This window comes from Bacillus sp. V3B (assembly GCF_024494465.1).
Lineage (GTDB): Bacteria > Bacillota > Bacilli > Bacillales > Cytobacillaceae > Bacillus_BD.
This window is the reverse complement of the sequence record NZ_JAETXM010000001.1, coordinates 350112-372388: the sequence shown is the minus strand read 5'-3', so window position 1 is coordinate 372388 and position 22277 is coordinate 350112. Positions and strand designations below refer to the sequence as shown.

Here is a 22277-nt window from a genome sequence, read left to right as displayed (position 1 = left end):
ATTTTTCTTAATAAAATACGACAAAAAGGACAGAGACCATCCCTTAAGTTATAGGGGGTCTCTGTCCTGATACCTGAAAGTTTACCTTTATAAAGGCTTTCCTCTTTGGCGGCTTTAAAAAGCAAGCACTCTCCAGAGCTGCGTCAAACAAGAGTTCTTTTGCCTGAGAGATTCACACATTCATGTTTGCTCCTTCGGCGCTACAGTATGTAGTCTCTCCTCTTATTATCATTCGCTTTCATATAATTTTAAAATTCGGTCATACTAATCATATTAAAAATTTATAGTAGAGTGGAAAATTCCTAAACTTTCTATATTCTATTTTATCCTACCATGTCGAATAAATTTCAGCAATATCATTGTCGAATAAATTTCAGTAATATCATTTTGAGGAGTGTTTAAAATGACGGTGCAAATTGAGTTTGATAGTTCATGGCAAGATGAATTAATCTCCCGAATGAATCATGATGGACCTTGGGGAAATTGGGAATTATATAAGTTAGCTATTGAAGTAGAAAAGCACACCGCCATTCCCGAGTTTGAGGGGTTGCTTGCACCTAACCATTTATCTCATATTACGCCACTTCCGCATCAACTAGAGGTCGCTAAACAAGTCGTCGAAAATATGAATGGAAAAGCAATCTTAGCAGATGAAGTCGGTCTTGGAAAAACAATTGAGGCAGGATTAATTCTCAAAGAATATATGATACGTGGTCTCGTCAAAAAAGTACTTATCTTAGTTCCCGCTTCCCTTGTTACACAATGGGCAACTGAATTAAATAGTAAATTCTATATTCCTGCTGTTGCCCAACGAAAAAGTTATATGTGGGAACAATGTGATGTGGTGATTTCCTCCATCGATACCGCTAAACGTTCCCCACATCGGGAAATCATATATAATCAGGACTATGATTTAATCATCATTGATGAAGCACATAAATTAAAAAATAGTAAAACGAAGAATTATGAATTCGTACAAAATTTAAAAAAGAAGTTTTGCCTGCTCTTAACTGCTACACCTATTCAAAATCGGATTAGTGAAATTTTTAATCTCGTATCCTTATTAAAACCTGGGCATCTTGGTAATGAAACAGACTTTTATAACAAATATAAAAAAGATTCTCGTTCATTAGAGGATGATGAGCACTTAAAAGAACTTGTCAACAAAGTCATGATCCGAAATCGCCGTGCAGACACTGGGATCGAGTGGACAAAACGAATGGTTCAAACCATCCCAATTGAATTTTCTCAAAAGGAACAAGAACTTTATAAATCTATATGCGCACTCGGTAGTAAAGGTGACATAGTCAATAAAAGGAAATTTTCAATGATAACCTTACAAAGAGAAGCCTGTAGTAGTAGGGAAGCAGTATATTACACGTTAAAAAATATGCTACAAAAGGAAGAAAGTCCTTCTCAGGCTTATCAACAACAGATTCAACAATTGATATCCAAATTGGAGGCTGTACAATCCAATTCGAAAGCGGAGAAGGCACTGGAGTTAATCAAACAAATCGATGACAAAGTGATTATTTTTACTGAATACCGAGCAACCCAGATGTACTTACAATGGTTCCTCAAACAACATGGTATAACCTCCGTCCCATTTCGAGGTGGTTTTAAAAGAGGAAAAAAGGATTGGATGAGAGAACTATTCAAAAATAACGCCAAAGTTTTAATTGCAACTGAGGCAGGTGGACAAGGAATCAACCTACAGTTTTGTCATCATATTATAAATTTTGATCTTCCATGGAACCCGATGAGACTTGAGCAGAGAATTGGAAGAATCCATCGCCTTGGCCAAGAAAAGGATGTTCATATTTATAACTTCGCGATAAAAGGGACAGTAGAGGAACATGTGTTGAAGTTGTTATATGAAAAAATCAACTTGTTTGAAAAGGTAATTGGAGAACTTGACGACATTTTAATGAAATTAGAATTTGGGAATGTAGAAGATCATTTAATTGATATATTTAATTATTCATCCTCTGAAGGAGAAATGAAAATTAAAATGGACAACCTTACGTCAATGATTCAATTTGCTGAAGAAATAGGAGGTGAAAGTCAACATGCAGCAACAGGAAATTCATAAATTTTTAGAGCGTTATTTTCTATCCAACAACTGTGAAATCATGGAAAATCAAGCAGGTTATATGAACGTGCAATTAACGATTGACCTAGATAAAGAGTTAATGAATCGTCCTTTTTACTGGCATTATCTTGAAAAAACTGGGGGAGTACCAAATCCAATGAGCCTTACCCTTATTTCCGATCCAGGTCGAACCCCGGACAATATAACAGGTGAATCCATACACTTTGGATCACCTCGCCTTCATCAAATTTTTCAATCAACTAAAAAACTAGCAAGCTTTATTCGTTTATATGAAAATTCGGATACTCTCAGTCAAGAGCAACATATCCCGTTAAAACCATGGCTCGGCATGAATGTCAAAATATCGTATCAATGTGATCGAAAGAAAGATGTATTTCGTTCAGTTGGTCTACAATTAATTAACGGACAAATGGTTGAACACTTTCATGATCAACTATTAGAACTGGACTTAACTCCAAAAATACCGGACTATTCATTTACACTTTCACCTTTAATTATGCCTAAAAGTGGCTTATTACGAATTGAAAATTATTTAAAAACCAAAATTGAAAAGGAAGATCATACATGGGCAGATGAGGCTAGAAAGAGATGGAGTAAAGATTTGAATTTACTTGAGCACTTTTATCGTGACAGTGATGAAAAAAGTGAAAGTTATGAAGTCGAGAAAGAAGCATTAAAAGATCAATATGAACCAAAAATTAACATTTCTATTATTAATGGTGGTTTATTTTATCTGCGTAATTAAATAGATCAAACCGTTATTTCATTCCATAATAAAGTAGGGCCTGTTCCAAAAGCAAAGGTGTCAGACACCACAATACACTATCTAGTATCAATAGATTGAACATGATTCTAGATAAATGCAATTTTGTGGATGTCAGACACCTTATGGGATAGCCCCTATTTATGTCCTTTTTTCTCCCTCATTTTCAACATCAGCACATACGGGATAATCCCAAACCATCTGTACAGAAAAGTAGCTTTGGTATCTTTCTTTTCTTGTCGAACCTTTTTACGTTCTTCTTTCGGTTGGTCAATATATTGAACAACCGTCTGCGTTATATATTTTACATAATCATTTGTCTTCATCCAAACACCTTCTCTCAGAAAAAAACAATTCTTCTAAGAGTAAGTATGTCCTGATCACTCGTTTTTCAAACCATACTAAATCGGGAATTTTTCATTTTAAACTTAGTTTTTCTCTACCCATTTAATTACTTTTTGTAGGTCTGTATCATAATAAGCTAATCCACTTATGTCAATTTGATCTATACCTGTTTTAAGATTAATGTTGATTTCCCAAAGTTGAGTTGTGAGCTCTATAATGACATAATCCGCGTGTCCGTCATTGAACTCAATAGAACCTTGTTCTTTTTTCTCGCCATCTGTTGCTAAAGTCGTTTCAATTATTCTTACGGAATTCAATAAATAATAATCTTGCTTTAAAATCATTTCCGTTTCTGTTAACATTCGACTTTCCATTATATATTGTTCAATATAGATCATTATCATAGTGGAAAAAATAATTAACAGACATAATGTTAATGGATAAGTGAAACCGCTTTGGTTACGGAGCATAGAGACTCTCCTCATCTAGAATCGTTCGAATAATATACGCTTCATTTTGATCAAAATGATCCAATACCGAAATCCGTACCCCATTAACCACTTCTTCAAATGTGACTGTTTTAATATTTTGCAGGGTAATCTCATGTCCCTTTAAGTTCACCCTTCTGCGAATATTGGAACCATATCTTTCATAGATAATTGATTGGCCATCTTTTACTAAAGTGAGCCTGTTACCTACGACACTTACTTTATCACTCATCCGAATTTCCTTTTTCGTTTGCCCAATAAATACTGCCCATTCCATCTTCTGTAGGCGTTCTTCCACAAAACCCTCTTGATATAGCAATCGTAAACAGAGAGGAAAAAAGGAAACAATCATGAGAAAGATGGAAAAGGCACAAATCATCTCAACAAATGTAAAACCTTTATTATTGAACGGTTTCATAATAGTCAACCTTATATCCGAATACATCTTCATAACTGATCACTACCTCCGTTTTCCCGTCTACTGCTGCCTCCTGCCAAACGATTTCATATTGCTTATTCCCTCGTGTGATGATGGTATCCTCTCTATCTGAATTTTCAACAACGATCGTTTGTAAATATTCATATAAAATATGAAGTGCATCTGATCGCTCTTGAAGTTGGATGGACTGTTTATTTAACTGAATAAACATCGGAACAAGAATACAAGCAATTAACATCCACCCTGAAAGACTCAATAGTAGCTCAGCCATGTAAAATCCATTATTCTTTAACCACATAAAATCTCCCCACTCCAATTTGAAAAGTAATTTTATAACGCTGCCCACCAACGATAAAATACACGGTTCCAAATCGATTCATTCCGCCACTCGGTGTAAAATCAAAATTTATACTGGATGTTCCCAATGTACCATTCTCAACTGTAACCATGTCCGAAATGTCACGATCAACGATATATTTACTTGATAATTTCTCTTTTACAAAATAACGATTTTCCTTTGGAAGAATATATACGACGAGACTTTTTTGTTGGGAGATGGCATATTGCTGGGAATATAAAAGGTCTGCTTTGAATTGCGAATAGAAACGTTCTTTTTCAAATAACAAATATTGGGGACGAAGAAGAATAGCGGAAACCGAAACGATTACAAGAAAAACACTAAAAACCAACAACATTTCGATTAATGTAAAACCTGATTGATTTTTCATCATTCACCTATGTCTACGAGAGTCACAATGCCGTCAGCAGAAATCAAGATCGATTTACCTGCTGGACATTCTGTTTCACCATTAAGTAGGTAGTCTCCAGCTACAAGATCATCAACTGTTGGTATTTGATGATGCTCCATTTCATATGCTTGAACTTGCCCTTGCACCATTTTTTCGTAAGCCTCACATCCCTTTTCATTAATGCTTGAATTATGTTTTGTTACGTTGGGTACTGTAATCATTAGTAAAACAGATATGACAAGAAGTACAATCATCATCTCAATTAGTGTAAATCCTTTTTCATTTTTTAACATCGGTATAAAACCCCCTTCGAAACCTTGATTTAAATTCCATCTAATAAGTGAAACATAGGCAATAATACAGCCAAATACATCGAAACAATCAAAAAACCGATAAATATATAGATAATGGGTTGTATCTTTTTCATTAAACTGTCTGTTTTTTCTTCGAGAAAGCGTAAACATTGTGTAGCAAAAAACATTAGTTCCTGAGATAACTTTCCATTATCCTGCCCATGCTTCACAATGCTCGCTAAATCTCGCTCAAAGAAAGGATACTTTCTACATATATCCTCCAACTTTTCACCTGTTATTAATATTTTTCTTATTTCCCTTCCAAGTTGTTGATAAAAAGGTTGCTCTTTATTCCGTTCAAACATGGTAAGTGCCTCATTAACAGACAGTCCCCCTTCAAGCAAATAACTGAGTTGAATGGAAAAATAATGTGTGTAAAACAAGCGAAGAAAGCCTGATAGTATCGGGATTCTCATCAACTTTATTTTCTGTTCGATAGGGAGGTTTTTTTTGAATTTAAGAAAGTAATACAGCAAGAAAAGGATGGTAAGAACGAAAAGGAAGAATAAAAGATAGGGAAAAACATCACCAAAAAAGTAAATAACCGTTGTGAAAAAATTCGCTTCAATATTCATCGAAGAAAATAACGTAGAAAAACGTGGTAGCAAATACTTTTGAACAAAAATAAATAAAAGGATGGTCGTAAGTATAAGAAAAATTGGATAAGAAAATAGTCTTTTTAATTTAGCAAAGTCTTTTGCTCTTTTTTGCATCATTTTACTACTTTCAAGAAAGGCTATAGCCAATCCTCCATGCTGTTCAGCAAAAAAAACATAACCAATCGAGTATTCATCAAACGCTAGTTTTTGTAGGATTAAATAAAGTGGATAACCTTCCTTCAAATCATAAAGACATTCTTTCATCTCTACTCTACGATTTTTTGGAAGATGGTACATCATAGATTCCAACGCTTCAGCAAGTGGATACCCCCTTGATAAAAGCTCTCCTGCCATTTTAAAGAAGCTAGCTTGTTCTTCAAGAGACCATTTATGACGTCTCATTGGTAAATACCCACCGCTCATATTCACTGTCTTTAATAAAACCTAGTGCAATACCTTTGCGGATTTCCTCTCGCAATGTGTGATAAGAAAATTCATTTTTCTCTCCTCTAGCCTCTTGTAAAGCCAATGTCAACGCCCTTCCAGATAACATTTCAAATACGCTAGCTCTTTTTGCCCTTTCATACCTACAATATACAGGTGAACAATCTCCTGAACAATAAGGACAGGTTAATTCAACAAGTCTCTGTGCCGTAATGGCAACAAGCGTTTGTTCAATCTCTTGCCAATTCACACCAAACTCAATAAGCCGATAAATAGCACCTTTGGCATCTTTTGTATGCATGGTTGTTAAGACTAAATGACCTGTGAGAGCAGCTCTTACAGCAATTTTGGCTGTTTCAGCATCACGAATCTCTCCAACCATTATGATATCTGGATCGTGCCGAAGGATTGCTTTTAATCCTGTTGTATAGGTAACACCGGCCTTTTCATTCACTTGCACTTGTAATACAAGTTCATTTTCTTTTTCAATTGGATCTTCTAGTGTGATCACATTGCGATTATACATATGTGAGGTTTCATTTAATAGAGCATACAAAGTGGAGGTTTTCCCACTTCCAGTCGGCCCTGTTAGAATAATAAGTCCATGTGAATGTTTTAATAGGGCTAGTAGTTTACGAGTCATAGCAGGATAGAGAGAAATTTGAAAAAAGGGAATATTTTCTTGTTGAGGGAGAAGTCGAATCACTAAACTTTCATTTTGACTAGTTGGGAGAGTGGATAAACGAAGTCCTACCATTTGTCCGTCCATCATATACGAACAAGCGCCACTTTGAGGACGTCTTCTTTCACCAATATCCATTGATGCAATAAATTTAAAGTGGGAAATTAAACGATCACATTCTTCTTTTGGGAGAATAATTTTTGGCACTAACCTGTTCGAAATTCGAAGTTGTACGAGGGTATCGTCTCTCCGTGGGATAATGTGGACATCTGTTGCGTGACTTCTCATCGCTTCTGTAATGATTCTGTCGGCAAGTCTTTCAATTACGCTCAATGCTAATAACACCGCCTTTCTTTTCTTATAAAAGCTCTGTTAGCGGTTACTACCTGAAAAATTAAAAATGAAACGTAGGAAGCTCCCTTCTTATTTCTTCAACAAATAACCTGTTGAATGCAGATCCTGTAAGATTTACAAACATCAACATGATTGTATAACAAAGCCTTTATAAATAATAAAATTCGCCTTCTTTTTTTTGTTTCCTTCTAAAAACAAAAAAATATTACATAAAATCAAACCCTTCTTCACAAATTATTCATAATATCACCCGAATTATTTACTGATTTATCAAAAAATACACTCATCAATTGTGAACATTTTATAAACTTATAGTGAATACAGTGTTAACCTATTACAACAGTATTATAATGGTATAAAGTATAGCTTTCTGAGGTGAACTTCTATGGAACAAACGCTTAAAATAACCAATGTTTTATCTGACCCCACTCGTTATTATATTTATCAATATATAACAAGTAGACATCAAGATGTAACAGTACAAGAAATTGCTGATCAATTTAGTATCCATCCTAACGTTGCTCGTCTTCACTTAACAAAACTTGAAGATGTAAACATGCTTATTTCTGAAACAAAAAAAACTGGAAAAGGTGGTAGACCAAGTCGACTTTATCGTCTATCAAATGATGTAATTCAATTACATTTCCCATACCGGGACTACCAACTATTATCAAGAATCGCTATCCAAACAATGGCTTCGCTTGGAGAACCTGGGCAAAAGGCACTCTACGAAACCGGAAAAAAATTTGGAACTGAATTAATTGATCAAGAAATGGCAAGAAGCATGCAATCAGTTGATCAGTTAACATTTGATCAAAAACTTCATATTATTAAAAATGCTTCGACTCTAGCAGGCCTTTCTCCAGAATTTCAAGCAAACGAAGACAAAACAAAAGTACACTTTCAAATTTTTAATTGTCCATTTAAAGAAATTGCTGAAGAGCATATGGAGAGTATCTGTCAAATGCACGCCCAATTTCTAAAAGGAATGTTTGAAGCACTATTTGCCGAGATTGAATTAGTCGAAGGAGATAATTTGATAAATGGCTGTGAGGCGTGTACATATAAAGCCTCTATCATTGGTTAATTTATAATGTAAACTTATTTATATGAACAGTAAAAAAGCAATTGGTGATTCTCACTGATTGCTTTTTATATTCCTAGTATTTTGAACTAATTAAATATAAAGAGTTATTTACTTTTTCAGAATACTTCATTATAATAGGTGATGAAACGCACAGTACAAAGGGGGGGATACAGTTGGAACGAATGTATCGAGTATTAGGGTTTTGGACGGGTATTTTTGCAGTCATGTTTTATATAGGAGATATGTATACAACGTCCTTAATTTTCTTCGGTCAAACAGGGTTCTTTCTGCTTCTCAGCTATTTAAAACTAACAGAACGTATGTATATTTACATTTTTGGAGCATACTTAACAGTTTTTTTCGTCGGTTTTACATACTGGACAACATTTATGATGATTCCAGGATCTGGCGGTCACTAGTAAGCTCGAAATAAAAAAGCGATTGATTTTTCATCGCTTTTTTATTTTGTAAACCGTTTCATTCAAGCCGACTACGTTTTTCTTTGTCTAGCTTCGTCGGCTAGGGGCTCGAGGTCTTAAGCTTGTCGCCCCTGGCCAAGCCGACTACGCTTTTCTTGTACCAATACTTGAAAGGCGGTGCTAATTCCTGATGGCATGATGAGACTCCGAATGGCTCGATTTCGTTTGTTCACTTCTGAGAAAGGATTAGGATCATTATGGCTCTCCAATTCATCTAAAATCCCAATGGAAAGAAGAAATTCATCTTGACGCCATTTTCCAACCTTACGGAAATGATACTTTTCCCCGATATTTTCAAGTGCATCCCAATGGATATGACTAGTCAAATCCATTTCGCCTGGATTCATTAGCACATTATTTATCAGTCTATGCTGATAATATCCCCTTAAGCTACCGTCTCTTCTTATAGGTTCTTTCCATTCATCATTGGTGTATCCATAATCAACCGTTACAATCATGCCTTCTGTAAGAACCTCATCTATTTGCAGGATAATCTCTTCCATATTTAGCGGAATTTCGATACGTTGTCCCTCAGCAATCATTACTTTATGTTGTGCGATGAAAGCATATATTTCTTCATTTCTAAGAGGTACCTCTGTTTCGGTCAATTGATCCCTTTCACTCGACACCATGATTTCAAACAGTTGTCCCTGCTGCTTTTTAACAACATGAACGGGCAGCGCATCAAAAAGTTCATTTGAAAAAAACAAACCGTTAAACTCTCTCAACTCAGCTAAATCCTCAATTTGGTGAACCTTCCACTTTTCCTCAAATAGTTCTTTTTGCTGTTTGATGTGATAAGGACTTTTTTCAAGAATGAAATAATTGATTTCTGGATTTCCAGAACCATACCACTCCTCCAAAAAAGCTTTTGCAAATCGGCCGTTTCCGGCGCCCATTTCACAAACCTGCGGGGAATAGGATTGTATTTTAACCTGACCTGCATACCATCTAGCAAATGTTCTACCAAAGATGTCTGCCATGTTACTTGACGTAATATAGTCACCATTACGTCCGATCTTTTCCCCTTCCCGCATATAATAACCAAGCTTCGGATGATAGAGAACAAGGTTCATATATTCAGCATACGAAATCATTTTTTCTGGTTTATCGTTTAGATAATTAATTAGAAAATTCTGCATAATAACTCCTAAATATTAGTTAACACTATTGACATAGTGTTATATATATTATATTATTTAGTTAGTAGATTAACAACAAATCTCCCATTACTAGAATTTGAATATCCCCCAGAAAAACCCTTCTCAGTTGAGAAGGGTTTTTCATTGCATTTAGACTTTCTTTTTAAAGGCCATGAAGAAAAGGATTTGAAGCCATTTCTTTTCCAATTGTTGTTACTGGGCCATGACCACAGAGTACGACTGTTTCTTCTGGTAATCTTAGTAATTTTTCATGAATGCTTTTCATCAGATCTTCATGGTTTGACCCTGGTAAATCTGTACGGCCAATACTACCATTAAACAAAGCATCACCAGAAAGTACAATCCCATCATCTTCAAAGTATAATGATACACTTCCTGGCGAATGTCCAGGCGTTTCAAATACTTGGAACGTAAATGAACCCATTGTTAGTTCTTGCTCCCCACTTATCGTTGTATCTGCCTCACGTACTTGTACTTTCCCAAATTTCATAAAATCAGAACAATTAAGCTCTGACGATGTAAGCCAGTCCTTTTCATTTACATGTACGCAAGCTTGAACCTTATATTCTTCCCTTATGCTATCAACAGCCCCAATATGATCAAAATGGGCATGTGTAAGCATAATTCCAACTGGCTTTAAATCCCTTTCACGAAGAAAATTAATTAATTTTTCTCCTTCTCCACCCGGATCTACAATTAAACAAGATGAATCTTCCTTCGTAAGTATGTAACAATTCGTTTGAACCGGTCCTAGCGGTATTTGTGTCCATTCCATAATTACTTCCTCCTATATTCAATAATATAACGTTATTTTACACTATAAAGACGTACATGCCGAATTATTTGCCAAAACTATCGATATACTATTTAGAAAAGTCGCATTTTTCAACTCGACAAACATTCAGAAAAATTATAAAATAGTATAAGTAAGTTTACATTTGTATTACATATGTTTATGTTGCAAAATAACACGCTTATTTTATTATCATTCTTGTGCAAGAACATTAGACAAAGGGGGTCTATCTAATGGGTACAGTGATCATTTTTGCGTTAGTAGCAATTCTTGCTGCTTTTGGCTCAGTTCATTCATTAAAAAACAAAAATTTTTTAGGCGCACTTTTTGCAGTTGGAAGCTTCTTCATATTTGGTTGGTTTTCCGTCATGACTTTACTTAACAGTGGTTTTCCTGCCATTCACTAAAAATAGGACAATAAAAAGCACCCGTAACGGTGCTTTTTTCTTGTCTATCCTGCTTTATTCCTCAAGAAGATGATTCACTCTCTCAACTTTTTCTTCCATTTTACGCTCTTTATCACGACGATCATCAATTCTAATATTTGTACAAACTCTAACAAGACCCTTTTCAAAAGGAACTTCGTGCATCGCCTGTATCACTTCAAACAATACGGGCAAATCACCTTCAATGATCGTATTCATTGGTGTTAACTGAAAACGTATTTCCCCTTTCTCTTCATACTTTTTTAAAACCCTGTGAATATCTGCCACATATGTACTAACACTTGCTGTTTTTGTTCCAACAGGAATAACGGTTACATCTACAATTGCCATTTTTACCCACCATTCTTTCTTATTCATTTAAATTAAGAAACTAACTGAGTTATTTTTTTGTTTTCTAAATCAATTAGTTTTTCAAAGTAGTAGCCATATAAACAAAGATTTCCATCTGATGAACAACTGATCGGTTCATTTTCTAATCCTTCCATGATTAGCTGTTTATTTGTATCTTTACTCCCTAATTCATATGTAAAAAGCTGAAAACCTTTATTATACATACCAATCTCATCATTATGCAATGGTTGGAAGGAAATAAACATATTTGATCGCTCAATAAAATCATAATAAGGGACAAGCCAATCTGAAAAAAGGGATAATTTTGGCATAGAAAAATGACCAGCGGGATTAAGGTTACTTTCATAAAAGCGATAAACCGCATCATTCCTATCGTCTTGCCCACTCGTTATCGTTATGAACATACGATTAAATGTACCTACTTGAAAAATGTCGGGGAAAAGCTCTTTCTCCTTACCACTTATCAAATCCTTCATGACTAGATTAGCCCATAATGAACTCTCTTCTTGATTCCTATCTATAAAAATAAGATCATTTTCATCTATCCAATAAGCAAATGGATTCGATAATTCTATTTCAGACATGGTTTGATCATTTATCGATATTTCAAATGTTCGATCCTGCCAATCCTCTGTAAAGGTTGAAATAAGAACCTTTTCTTCATTATAAGGGTTCCATTCAACTGCGACATCAAAAGCGTCAATATTCTCAGAAAAAACAATTTTACCCTCTTCATTAACAATCGTAATAAAGCAGTTCAATGTTGTAGTGGAGGAACGAATTAACAGATAATTTCCTGCATCGCTAATATGAATAGAATCGATCATAGTATCCATTTCTGCAAGCAGTTTACTCGTACCTTCAATCAAATTATAAACATACACATTCGATCCATTCTGCATGTTTGTTGAATAAACAACGGCTTGTTCGCTTAACCATCCATGGACCTTTTCGAAATCTCCTTCTTCCATTGGAATAGGTACATTCTCTTTGACATCAACCAACGAAATGAAAGAATCGACCGATTCTGTTGCTTGATTTTGATTTAATTGAGTCTGAGAACTAGACGCCCCCTTTTTCTCACATCCAATCATTAGCAGTGTGGGAATCAATAATAACCACAAAAAAAAAGCCTTACTTTTCATTACCCTATCCACACCGCCCTATTATACTTAACTTTGTTAAAATTCCACAAAATCTCCATATCATCATATAGGTAAGATGATCACCTATAAATAGATCTATCATTCAAACAATACGGAGGTATTTTATCATTTATCAAAAAGTATCTTCTTTATAAATAGATACGTACAAGGGCAGAAAATGGTTTCACTTTTTTCACTATAAATACAAAATTCAAATATTAACTTCGTACAAAAAAATCCTTCTCCTTCATATTCTTTCTACATATACAAGCTTGCAAGAAAAATCCCTAGTGCCTCCTCATAGATTTCATCAAACTGTGACAATGGAAGCGGATTAACCCCTGAGCCCAATTCAATCGTAAAGCCTGGTTTACGAAACTCTTGGATAAACCAATCTTTATAGCCTGCATGGCTATCAATCGATTGAACAGCCTTATAACCACTTACCCGTTCAAACTCTGTCGCTAATACTTGTGCTTCAGGAGGTTCTAACCCTTCATATCCCCAATAAAATTCTTCTCCTTGCGTATGGAAAGCCAGCAAGCGATCGAAACGATTGTTCCCAGCTAAAGAAGCCATAGCTTTTGCTTCTGGTTCTGTTAATGGTGCATCTCCTGGATAATCTCTTGGTGCCGGAGACTTTGGTTCCTTTCTTTCCTTTTCAATCTCCCACTTAGCAGGGAATTGATTATTTAAATCAACTCCTCGAATATTTGCCTTCCATCCACTAAAATTTGTACTTCCATCATTTATACGGATCACTTCATCCCTTAAAGTAGCTGGTGGTCCATTAAGTACTAAATCTACTCCATCTGGATTGACCATTGGTACAATGGATAAATCTACCGACTGATACAAAGGCATCGTAGTAAGTCCTCGAATCGGTTGACTATTGGTTAATGATAATAAAAAAGCATTAAGATACGACATCAAAATGGGAGTGGTGATCCATTCATTCCCATGAAAAGACCCATTTAAATGAACCTTTTTAGATCCTTTTCCGAGCCGAATTTCTTGGATAACCTTTCCCTCTACACTTCTTCCAATCGTTCTCACCTGAACAAAAGGGAATTGATTTTTTAATGTTTGAATATCTCTTGTCAATTGGGTAGAGTCATATTTTACATTTTTATTAATACTAGTAGTTATGACTCGCCTTGGAATTTGAATTGTTTGACCAACCATAAGCCTGCTGGGGTTTATAGTTTGATTTAAGAGAAGTAATGCATCGACAGAAAGGTTACGACCTGACGCAAGTTTCCAAAAAGAATCACCACTTTTTACCGTATATGATTGTGATAAAAATCCAGGGATTTGAATCTCCTGACCAACACTTAGTTGTGTAGCAGTAAGCCCTGAATTGGAATCAGTAATTAAATTCAAAGGAATCATAAATAAACGGCTATAATACCATAGTGTATCACCTGAACGCACATTGACCTTCACTATCTTCTCCCCCTTTCCATCACATCATACATATGTTAAGAGACAAGAAATCATACCAACCTTCTAGACGAATGAAAAAAGACCTGAACTTTGCAGGTCTTTTTTCATTTACTCTCATGACTATCTTCTATCTGTTCTCCATAAAACCTTAACAAATCACCGTAAATGATACTATCTGAATACTCGAGTTCTTTTTTTGTTTTTTCTATATAAGGTTCACAGACATTTAATTCAGCAGTTGGTTCACCGGTTGCTTTATCGTAGCAAATCTCACGAGTGTAGATATGATCCTTCGTGATAAAGCTACCATCACGTAATACCGTAAAATCCATTGTATCTTGCGAAAATAAATCTCTTCCAAATTCAATATCCTCTTTTGTATCCACACCCAATAGATGAAGAATTGTTGGTTTAATATCAATTTGTCCAGATACAGTCGAAATCGTTTCTCCAGTTTGTCCCGGAATGTGAATAATAAATGGAACGCGTTGAAGCTGTGTACTTACAAACGGAGTCACCTCTTCACCAAGGTACTCACTCATTGCTTTGTTATGATTTTCAGAAATACCATAATGATCACCATAAAGAATAATGATTGAATCTTCGTATAATCCTTCATCTTTCAAACTTTGAATAAAGTTCTTTAATACCTCGTCTTGATAACGAACTGTCGGAAAATAGTTGTTCAGTGTTTTACTACTCGATGTATATGGTTGAATATATGAATCCTCTTCTCCTAATTCAAACGGAAAATGATTGGTTAATGTAATGAACTTTGTGTAAAATGGCTTAGGCATTTCTTTTAAATATTGGATAGATTGTTGAAAGAACTCTTCATCTTTTAGCCCCCAACCAATCGAGTTCTCTTCATTCACCTCATAATCCGATAATGAATAGAAACGCTGGTAACCAATTGAATCATACATAATATCTCGATTCCAAAAGCTTTTATTGTTCGCATGTAAGGATGCCGTAAAATAACCATTTTCATTCAAAATCTCGGGCGTTGCACGATACTCATTGCCTGAATGCGTGAAAAAAACGGCACCACGACTTAGGGGATAAAGTGAGTTTTCTACGATGAATTCTGAGTCAGATGTTTTTCCTTGCCCTGTCTGATGATAAAAATGATCGAAATAATAACTTTCCTTAATAAATTCATTTAAAAATGGTGTAATAACTTCTCCATTAACTGTACGATTAATGACAAAACTTTGAGTGGACTCTAGAGAAATGAGAATGACATTTTTCTCTTTCGCAATCCCAAACATTTCATCACTAGGTTCTTTATAATTAACACGATTATAGTTCTCAATATCTACTAGTTCTCCTCCATCCGCTAACGCTCGTTGGGCAGATGATTTGGACTGCAAAAATACATCATATATATGATAGTTATATGTACCGATATTCTTGACAAGCATCTCTCGATCGAACGTTCTTGTTAATAACTCAGGACGCTCAGCCTCGGCCCACCCAAGATTAAAAAAGGCTATTGCAATCGCCAATAACATGAATACTCGACGCTCAACCTTAGAATATTGACGAAAAGAAATGAATTTCGGTTTTGATTTCAATAGGAAAAACAAAAAAATAAAGTCAGAAAAATACCACAAGTCGGACCAATTCAATAGTTGATTCACACTACTTCCCAAATCACTCATATTACTCGTTTGAAATAAAACGGGTAACGTCAAGAAGTCATTAAAGAAACGATAGAATACAACATTTGCAAATAAAACGCTAGAAATTATAAAACTAGAAAATACAATATAATGTCTTTGATTATTCTCTTTTAAAAACATGCTAAATCCAAAAATAAACATAAGAAAACTTAACGGATTGATAAACAGAATAAACTCTTGCCTCCAGTTTTCAATCTTTATTTCAAAACTAGTTTTATAAGCAATATATGTCTTTAGCCAAAGCAATACTATTGCAAGCACAACAAGAGAAATCTTTGACCCATGAATCGTTCGCATTATGTACCTAACCTCCCTAGCATATAAATAGATATGGATAACTAGATATGGTCATTTTCGGGTTTTTCTCTCGATAAAATAAACATACATTAATCCTTTTTTACAAAAAATCAAACCCTACTAAAAAAGGAATTATAGAATATCCTAGTGACAGTTCCAGCTATCCACACACATTAAGACGTCTACTATGTAAAAAAAGTTTCATATAAATGATTAGATCATAACAAAGAAACTGAACGATAAGATGTCTGGCACCTTATCGTTCAGTTTCTTTGTTATTCATGTATTCATTACTTTTTATCATCCATGCAGCTCCTATGACACCCGCATCATTCCCTAATTTTGCTAAGACAAGTTCTGTTGAGTTAGCTATATTAGGAAAGGAAAACTTTTTAAAATGAACACTCAACGGATTAAGGAGAATCTCTCCAGCTTTTGATACTCCACCACCAAGAACAATTTTATCAGGATTTAATGTATTAGCAATATTAGCTAGAGCAAAACCAAGGTAAAAAGAAACTTCTACTGTGACTTCCACTGCTATTTTTTCACCGTCTCTTGCTAAATCAAACACATCTTTAGCTGTTATTTTACCCTTTTCTTTATACAAAAGAGATAGCCTATTTGAACGACCATCCGGTTCTTTCTTCACTCGTTCCGTAGCCAGTCTAACGATTCCAGTTGCAGACGCAATCGTTTCTAAACAACCCGATTTCCCACAATTGCATCGTGCCCCTCCATCTGGTATTGACGTAATATGTCCAATTTCTCCTGCAGCACCCCGAATCCCCTGAACATTTTTTCCATTCGTTATAACACCACCGCCAACTCCTGTCCCAAGTGTGACACACACGAGATCACTTGCCCCATTACCTGCACCTTTCCACATTTCACCAAGAGCTGCACAATTTGCATCATTATTAATCTCAACAAGAAGACCTGTGTGCTGTTCAAGCAGTTCTCTTAATGGATAATAATCATACCAACTTAAATTGGGTGTATGTTCAATCATACCTGTATTAAGATTAGCAGGACCAGGTGCACCAACACCCAGTCCCTTCACATGACTTTTTGTTATTTTATATTTTTTAAATTTTTGTTCAATTGATTTAGCAATATTTACTGTAATATTTTTACCTTCATTTTCGTTATCAGTTGGAATTTCCCATTTTTCAATTATTTCACCATTATCGTTCAAGAGAGCCATTTTCGTCGTCGTTCCCCCAATATCAACGCCAATTAACCATTTTCCAGACAAGATAAGCACCTCAAAATGACGATTTATTTTTCTCTTTTAGTAACTGAATTTCATGCCGGAGCAATAAAACAGCGGTCTGATAATCACGAGTATCCATTAATTGAGATCGATAAAGTTCATGAACTTCCGATTCCATTAATTCGAGATCTGCAATACGATCTCCAATATAAATAATGGTACCAAACTTTTTTAAATATTGCTGTATATCATAAATTGACTTCATTTTCATTATCCTCATCTATTTTATTTTAAATCAGTATAATCCAAAAGAACGAACTGCTCAAGATAAGGTAGCTAGGATTCTAAGATGCAGATTCCAAGTCCGTAATTTCTCTTACTAATTTTTGATAGTCGGCATTCGAAGGTTGCTTTTCGGACGCCTCCATTGCATACCCTTTCGCTTGCACATAATTTCCCTCACTTAAATAAATAAGCGCCAAATTATAAAAGGCTTCATGAAAATTAGACTCCATTTCAATAACTTCGTGTAAATGTGCTTTTGCCTCTTCCTTCTTACCTGTTTTTATTTCTGTAAAAGATAAAAGAAAAAGAGAATTCACCGTACCTTCATGAGAACTTAAAAATTCATTTAACATCACATTGGCTTTATCATAATCCTCATTTTCAACATATTCCTGAGCTAATATAAGAGCTGATTGCTCATTTATCAACTCTCCAGAATGAGCAAAACTATATTGAAAAAGAACATAAATGAGCACTAAACTAAAAAGAAACGTCGAAAGCTGTACAAAGACTCTTTTTTTCTTAGGAAAATGAACGATTGCTGCTGCAAGGAATCCACCAATTAAACCGCCAATATGTCCTGCATTATCGATACCAGAAATGGAAAACCCAAATACTAAATTAATCCCAATCACGATGAGAATATTTAATCCCATTGTTCGAAAAAACAGCTTAGGAAATACTGTACCAAAATACAACAATGCACCAAAACAACCAAATATAGCTCCACTTGCACCTGCAGAAATATTAGGGCTAAATAGAAGACTACCTAACGAACCACTAAATCCAGCAAATAGATAAATAAACAGAAAGCGACTATTCCCAAAGAGCCGCTCAACCATTGGGCCAAGGTAATATAACGCTAAAGTATTCATTACTAAATGCAATAGTCCAATATGGAGTACAATGGGAGTCCAAAGCCGCCACCACTCACCTTCTAAAATAAGTGAGTTTACTTTAGCACCAAATTCAATTAATACTGAAGAGTGTGTACTACCGCCAGCTGCTTCCATTAGAAAAAAAATGATTAATTGAATAGCGATAAAGATATAAGTATAAAAGGGTTTTCCATTTTCGAATAAATCCTTTTCTGATTTCACTTTTTTGCTGGCTGAAGATAAGGTTGCTTGTTTTTCTCGTTCAACGTCACTCTCATCATATTCGTCTTTCCAGTCAATCGAGATCGAGCTCCCCATAACCGTTTCTATATTTTTGACTCCATTTTGGCGATCACATATAACCGAAGTTAACTTTGTTTTTTCACCATTAGGATGTAATAATGGTTTCTCTACCCGAAATTGATAATCATCAACAGGGGGATAAGGGGTTACATATATATTTATGACATTTATGAATCTTTTCCTTAGCTGCTTACGGATACTTTCTCCATTCGTTAATGTCATTTGAATATCACGTTGCATCCAATTACTCCAATCAAGATTATGTAAGAGGATACGAATGACCTGTGCTTCTTTATTTTCCATTTTTTCGAGCCAAAGTTCTTTTTGACTTTTTGACAATTGTACGATTCGATATTCATGTTTACTCACGAAATAATGTGCTAGTTTCCAAAACAGAAATTCCTCTCGAAAACTCAAATTCCCCCCTACTTTCTGTATAGGCTTACTTATTTTATTTTTACTATAGGCAATTTCCGCTCATTCGTAAAGGAATTGCCACTATATATCAAAATAAAAAGACCCAAATCGGGTCTTGGATATCTTTCTTACTCACTCTTATATTGGCTTTGTGTTTTGTGAAAATACAGATCCCAGCATACGACTTCTAATAGCGGGAATATTCATGAGTAAACCAACAAAAAATCGCCGAATAATCGTATTTCCAAGAATCACATTTAGAACACGAAACCGTTTTTGAAATAAATAATAGCCACCAACACCAATTAAAAAGATCGATAGTATTCTTGACATCAACATCCCTCCTTATAATAGTTTGGGATAAAACACTTCCATTTATCCTATGAATAGAGAAGAAAAATGAATTCATTCATCTCTCCAGTATGAATAAAACAAAAAGGGATCAAATACAATCCCTTTGACAAAACCGTTTATTCAAAAACAGATGTCACAAATTTTTTCAAAACAGAAACAGAGTGATCAAACTGTTGTTTTTCGTCATTTGTTAATTCAAGTTCCACTACTCCACGAATTCCATTTCGATTCACGACTGCTGGCACACCCACATAAATATCCTTTTGTCCATATTCACCGCTTAAATAAGCAGAAACGGTTAACACTGAATTTTCATTTTGTAGAATAGCTTTCGTTAATCGAACTAACCCCATTGCAATCCCATAGAAGGTAGCGCCCTTCTTTTCAATAATATGATAGGCAGCATCTCGAACGTTTATAAAGAGTTTGTCTAAGTCTTCTTGTTTATACTTTTTATCATAAGCCACCCATTCAGAAATCGGTCGATTCGCAATATCCGCATGACTCCAGACTGGCAATTCCGTATCCCCGTGTTCACCAATAATATAAGCATGAACGTTTCTTGTATCAATATCAAAGTACTCTCCCAGTGAAAATCGGAAACGTGCTGTATCAAGAATCGTTCCTGATCCTATAACCCGTTCTTTCGGTAATCCGGAATATTTCCAAACCGCATATGTTAAGATATCAACTGGGTTAGTTGCAACTAAGAAAATTCCATCAAATCCACTTTCCATAATTTGATCAACAATCCCTTTAAAAATCCTTGCGTTTTTTTCAACAAGATCCAACCGAGTTTCTCCAGGTTTTTGGGCAGCGCCTGCACAAATGACAATTAGATCCGCATCCTTACAGTCAGAATAATCACCAAACCAAATCCTCATGGATGATGGAGCGAAAGCCATTCCATGATTTAAATCCATGGCATCTCCTTCAGATTTCTCTTTATTTAAATCAATCAAAACGAGCTCTTCTGTAATCCCTTGATTAAGTAAAGCAAAGGCATAGCTTGAACCTACAGCACCTGTACCAATTAAAACAACCCGATTAACACGATCTTTCATCGCTGTTTCACCTACCGTTTCTTTTCATATAGTATTTTCACCATTCACATTAATTAATTCATTCATAATTTATCACAATACGCTTAATACTATTTGTGAATCAATTCACAATATTATTATACACTATTTTTCCAAAAACGTTTACTCCTTTTTAACATGAAATCGTTATCATTGTTACAAAATAGTAAACGATTAATTCATCATTAACATTCCCATTACTAGAGCAAAAAAAACAGAAAGGAAATTAACTGTATCATTATTTAAAAGGCGAAATCCTTTGATTAATTTCGTTTTCATACCGCAATGGGTTTGCTTTTCTGTTATAATTCCACAATTTAAACATTGATAACTTGCTTGGACAAACGCGCCAAGGATCGTATCAACCAAATTACCCAAAAAGCCAAAAATCAGAATAAAATAAAATTCAATGATAGTTAAATCAAAAAGAAAAAAGGATGCTATCGCGATTAGAAATGAACCAACGCCCGCAGCAAAAGTTCCTAGTAGACTTATCGCACCAGATGTTCCTCGTTCAGACCGTTTGAATGTTTTGACATTGACGGGCCTTCCTTTGCTCATGGAACCAATTTCGGATGCCCATGTATCTGAATTTGCAGCAGCAAGACATATGCAGAATCCAATTAACCAAACAGAATCACCTGTCAAGTAGTATAAAGCGCTTGCCACTGCTGCAAGCCCACCATTTGCTAATACTTGTTGCCAATCACGTTGTGACCCTTTAACCAGTAATTCCTCTGCTTTTCTTTTCTTCGCACTCTTTATCTTCGACCATAGGCTTGAACTTGTAAAAAACAGACCAAGGATCATTAATCCTTCCATACCTAAACCTAATACAACAAGAAAGCCAACCACAAAAGCTGTGATGGCTCCAGAAATCGTTAATAATTTAAAATAATAACCCAAGGTCACTGTTGCTGTAATAAAGAAAAGGATAACCACTACATTTGACATGGAGCTGAAAATCTTCCTTCATTTGTAATGATTTTTGCAACAGGAAGATCATGTACTTCCTTTGGGAGATCAGTAACCATTTGCTCCTGAAAAGCTAGTGATACAGTATTCCCACTATATTTTTTCAGAAATCGATCGTAATATCCGCCTCCCACACCGAGTCTAAATCCATTCTTATCAAAGCCTAATCCAGGAACGATCATAAGATCAATTTCAGCAGGATCCACTTTCTTCGTTTTCGCTTCAATCGGCTCAAGTAAACCAAAATAGACAGATTCGAGTTGATCAAAACGATCTAATACACGAAAATCCATCTGTCTCTCTTTAGGCAAGCATTTTGGAGTCACGATCCTTTTCCCTTCATCCCAGGCCTTACGAATAATTTGATATGTATCAACTTCAGGAGAATTCGAAATCGTAATTCCGATTGTATGTGCAGAGATCCACAATGGATCTTTGTAAAGAGTTTGGGCAATTGTATAAGAGTGGTGTTCATATAATGCCTTTGGAATAGAACGCAGTCGTTCTTTTATTTCTTTCCGCAACCTTTGCTTTTCATTCATTTAA

The 22277-nt window shown here is 35.2% G+C and carries 26 protein-coding genes and 1 riboswitch; of the genes, 5 read left to right on the top strand and 21 right to left on the bottom strand.

All coding sequences use genetic code 11. From position 1 onward, the window contains the following. Positions 1-141: 141 nt before the first annotated feature. Positions 142-232: riboswitch (glycine riboswitch) on the bottom strand. Between the two features lie 171 nt (positions 233-403). Together JMM81_RS01855 and JMM81_RS01850 are read left to right on the top strand one after the other, a co-directional pair. Beyond that, positions 404-2092 carry a DEAD/DEAH box helicase gene (locus tag JMM81_RS01855; RefSeq protein WP_256239803.1) on the top strand — a complete coding sequence of 563 codons (1689 nt, stop codon included), beginning with the start codon at positions 404-406 and terminating at the stop codon, positions 2090-2092. Continuing rightward, complete coding sequence (locus JMM81_RS01850; RefSeq protein WP_256239802.1) at positions 2070-2858, top strand: YqhG family protein; 789 nt, start codon at positions 2070-2072, stop codon at positions 2856-2858. The genes JMM81_RS01855 and JMM81_RS01850 overlap by 23 nt, the downstream gene beginning before the upstream one ends. Positions 2859-3013: 155 nt before the next feature. Here JMM81_RS01850 and JMM81_RS01845 read toward each other — a convergent pair whose 3' ends face one another. The 8 genes from JMM81_RS01845 to comGA form a co-directional block, all read right to left on the bottom strand. Then, positions 3014-3202, bottom strand: coding sequence for a YqzE family protein (locus JMM81_RS01845; RefSeq protein ID WP_256239801.1), 189 nt, complete (start codon positions 3200-3202; stop codon positions 3014-3016). A 102-nt stretch (positions 3203-3304) separates the two neighbouring features. Continuing rightward, positions 3305-3691 (bottom strand): competence type IV pilus minor pilin ComGG, encoded by a 387-nt coding sequence (comGG, locus tag JMM81_RS01840; RefSeq protein ID WP_256239800.1) that lies wholly within the window; start codon positions 3689-3691, stop codon positions 3305-3307. Next, the gene (gene comGF, locus JMM81_RS01835; RefSeq protein ID WP_256239799.1) at positions 3681-4127 is read right to left on the bottom strand and encodes a competence type IV pilus minor pilin ComGF; all 447 of its coding nucleotides are present in this window, start codon (positions 4125-4127) and stop codon (positions 3681-3683) included. Before comGF ends, comGG begins: the two co-directional genes overlap by 11 nt. Beyond that, complete coding sequence (locus JMM81_RS01830) at positions 4111-4446, bottom strand: hypothetical protein (RefSeq protein WP_256239798.1); 336 nt, start codon at positions 4444-4446, stop codon at positions 4111-4113. Before JMM81_RS01830 ends, comGF begins: the two co-directional genes overlap by 17 nt. Beyond that, on the bottom strand, positions 4430-4879 hold the full coding sequence (gene comGD / locus JMM81_RS01825; RefSeq protein ID WP_256239797.1) for a competence type IV pilus minor pilin ComGD: 450 nt from the start codon (positions 4877-4879) through the stop codon (positions 4430-4432). The genes JMM81_RS01830 and comGD overlap by 17 nt, the downstream gene beginning before the upstream one ends. Further along, positions 4876-5190: a competence type IV pilus major pilin ComGC gene (gene comGC / locus JMM81_RS01820; RefSeq protein ID WP_256239796.1), complete on the bottom strand. Its 315-nt coding sequence runs from the start codon at positions 5188-5190 to the stop codon at positions 4876-4878. The genes comGD and comGC overlap by 4 nt, the downstream gene beginning before the upstream one ends. A 29-nt stretch (positions 5191-5219) precedes the next feature. Beyond that, entirely contained in the window at positions 5220-6251 is a 1032-nt protein-coding gene (gene comGB / locus JMM81_RS01815; RefSeq protein ID WP_256239795.1) for a competence type IV pilus assembly protein ComGB, read from the bottom strand. Further along, positions 6238-7308, bottom strand: a complete 1071-nt coding sequence (gene comGA / locus JMM81_RS01810) for a competence type IV pilus ATPase ComGA (protein WP_256239794.1) — start codon at positions 7306-7308, stop codon at positions 6238-6240. The genes comGB and comGA overlap by 14 nt, the downstream gene beginning before the upstream one ends. A gap of 406 nt (positions 7309-7714) precedes the next feature. On the opposite strand from comGA, the gene JMM81_RS01805 reads away from it, so the two are divergent. After that, positions 7715-8416 carry a helix-turn-helix transcriptional regulator gene (locus JMM81_RS01805; protein WP_256239793.1) on the top strand — a complete coding sequence of 234 codons (702 nt, stop codon included), beginning with the start codon at positions 7715-7717 and terminating at the stop codon, positions 8414-8416. Positions 8417-8589: 173 nt separating this feature from the next. After that, complete coding sequence (locus JMM81_RS01800) at positions 8590-8835, top strand: DUF2626 domain-containing protein (RefSeq protein ID WP_256239792.1); 246 nt, start codon at positions 8590-8592, stop codon at positions 8833-8835. Between the two features lie 116 nt (positions 8836-8951). Here the strand turns inward: JMM81_RS01800 and JMM81_RS01795 are convergent, their stop codons facing one another. After that, entirely contained in the window at positions 8952-10037 is a 1086-nt protein-coding gene (locus JMM81_RS01795) for a class I SAM-dependent methyltransferase (RefSeq protein WP_256239791.1), read from the bottom strand. A gap of 163 nt (positions 10038-10200) precedes the next feature. Further along, positions 10201-10833, bottom strand: coding sequence for an MBL fold metallo-hydrolase (locus JMM81_RS01790; RefSeq protein ID WP_256239790.1), 633 nt, complete (start codon positions 10831-10833; stop codon positions 10201-10203). A 251-nt stretch (positions 10834-11084) separates the two neighbouring features. Between JMM81_RS01790 and JMM81_RS01785 the strand changes: the two genes are divergently transcribed. Further along, positions 11085-11258 (top strand): DUF2759 domain-containing protein, encoded by a 174-nt coding sequence (locus JMM81_RS01785; protein ID WP_256239789.1) that lies wholly within the window; start codon positions 11085-11087, stop codon positions 11256-11258. Between the two features lie 54 nt (positions 11259-11312). Here JMM81_RS01785 and JMM81_RS01780 read toward each other — a convergent pair whose 3' ends face one another. From JMM81_RS01780 to JMM81_RS01730, 11 genes are all read right to left on the bottom strand, one after another. Continuing rightward, positions 11313-11627, bottom strand: coding sequence for an MTH1187 family thiamine-binding protein (locus tag JMM81_RS01780; RefSeq protein ID WP_256239788.1), 315 nt, complete (start codon positions 11625-11627; stop codon positions 11313-11315). A gap of 32 nt (positions 11628-11659) precedes the next feature. Further along, on the bottom strand, positions 11660-12793 hold the full coding sequence (locus JMM81_RS01775) for a YqgU-like beta propeller domain-containing protein (protein WP_256239787.1): 1134 nt from the start codon (positions 12791-12793) through the stop codon (positions 11660-11662). A 258-nt stretch (positions 12794-13051) separates the two neighbouring features. After that, positions 13052-14239, bottom strand: coding sequence for a M14 family metallopeptidase (locus JMM81_RS01770; protein WP_256239786.1), 1188 nt, complete (start codon positions 14237-14239; stop codon positions 13052-13054). Positions 14240-14343: 104 nt separating this feature from the next. After that, the gene (locus JMM81_RS01765; protein WP_256239785.1) at positions 14344-16221 is read right to left on the bottom strand and encodes an LTA synthase family protein; all 1878 of its coding nucleotides are present in this window, start codon (positions 16219-16221) and stop codon (positions 14344-14346) included. Positions 16222-16477: 256 nt separating this feature from the next. Then, positions 16478-17479: an ROK family glucokinase gene (locus JMM81_RS01760; protein WP_256239784.1), complete on the bottom strand. Its 1002-nt coding sequence runs from the start codon at positions 17477-17479 to the stop codon at positions 16478-16480. 10 nt (positions 17480-17489) lie between these two features. Continuing rightward, entirely contained in the window at positions 17490-17702 is a 213-nt protein-coding gene (locus JMM81_RS01755) for a YqgQ family protein (RefSeq protein ID WP_256239783.1), read from the bottom strand. 79 nt (positions 17703-17781) lie between these two features. Next, a complete protein-coding gene (locus JMM81_RS01750) occupies positions 17782-19320 on the bottom strand; it encodes a rhomboid family intramembrane serine protease (protein ID WP_256239782.1) in 1539 nt (512 codons plus the stop codon). A 138-nt stretch (positions 19321-19458) separates the two neighbouring features. Further along, positions 19459-19653 (bottom strand): hypothetical protein, encoded by a 195-nt coding sequence (locus JMM81_RS01745; RefSeq protein WP_256239781.1) that lies wholly within the window; start codon positions 19651-19653, stop codon positions 19459-19461. 137 nt (positions 19654-19790) lie between these two features. Then, on the bottom strand, positions 19791-20738 hold the full coding sequence (locus JMM81_RS01740; protein WP_256239780.1) for an L-lactate dehydrogenase: 948 nt from the start codon (positions 20736-20738) through the stop codon (positions 19791-19793). Between the two features lie 192 nt (positions 20739-20930). Next, complete coding sequence (locus JMM81_RS01735) at positions 20931-21710, bottom strand: DUF92 domain-containing protein (protein WP_256239779.1); 780 nt, start codon at positions 21708-21710, stop codon at positions 20931-20933. Further along, positions 21698-22273, bottom strand: a complete 576-nt coding sequence (locus tag JMM81_RS01730; protein ID WP_256239778.1) for a 5-formyltetrahydrofolate cyclo-ligase — start codon at positions 22271-22273, stop codon at positions 21698-21700. Before JMM81_RS01730 ends, JMM81_RS01735 begins: the two co-directional genes overlap by 13 nt. Positions 22274-22277: the final 4 nt, after the last annotated feature.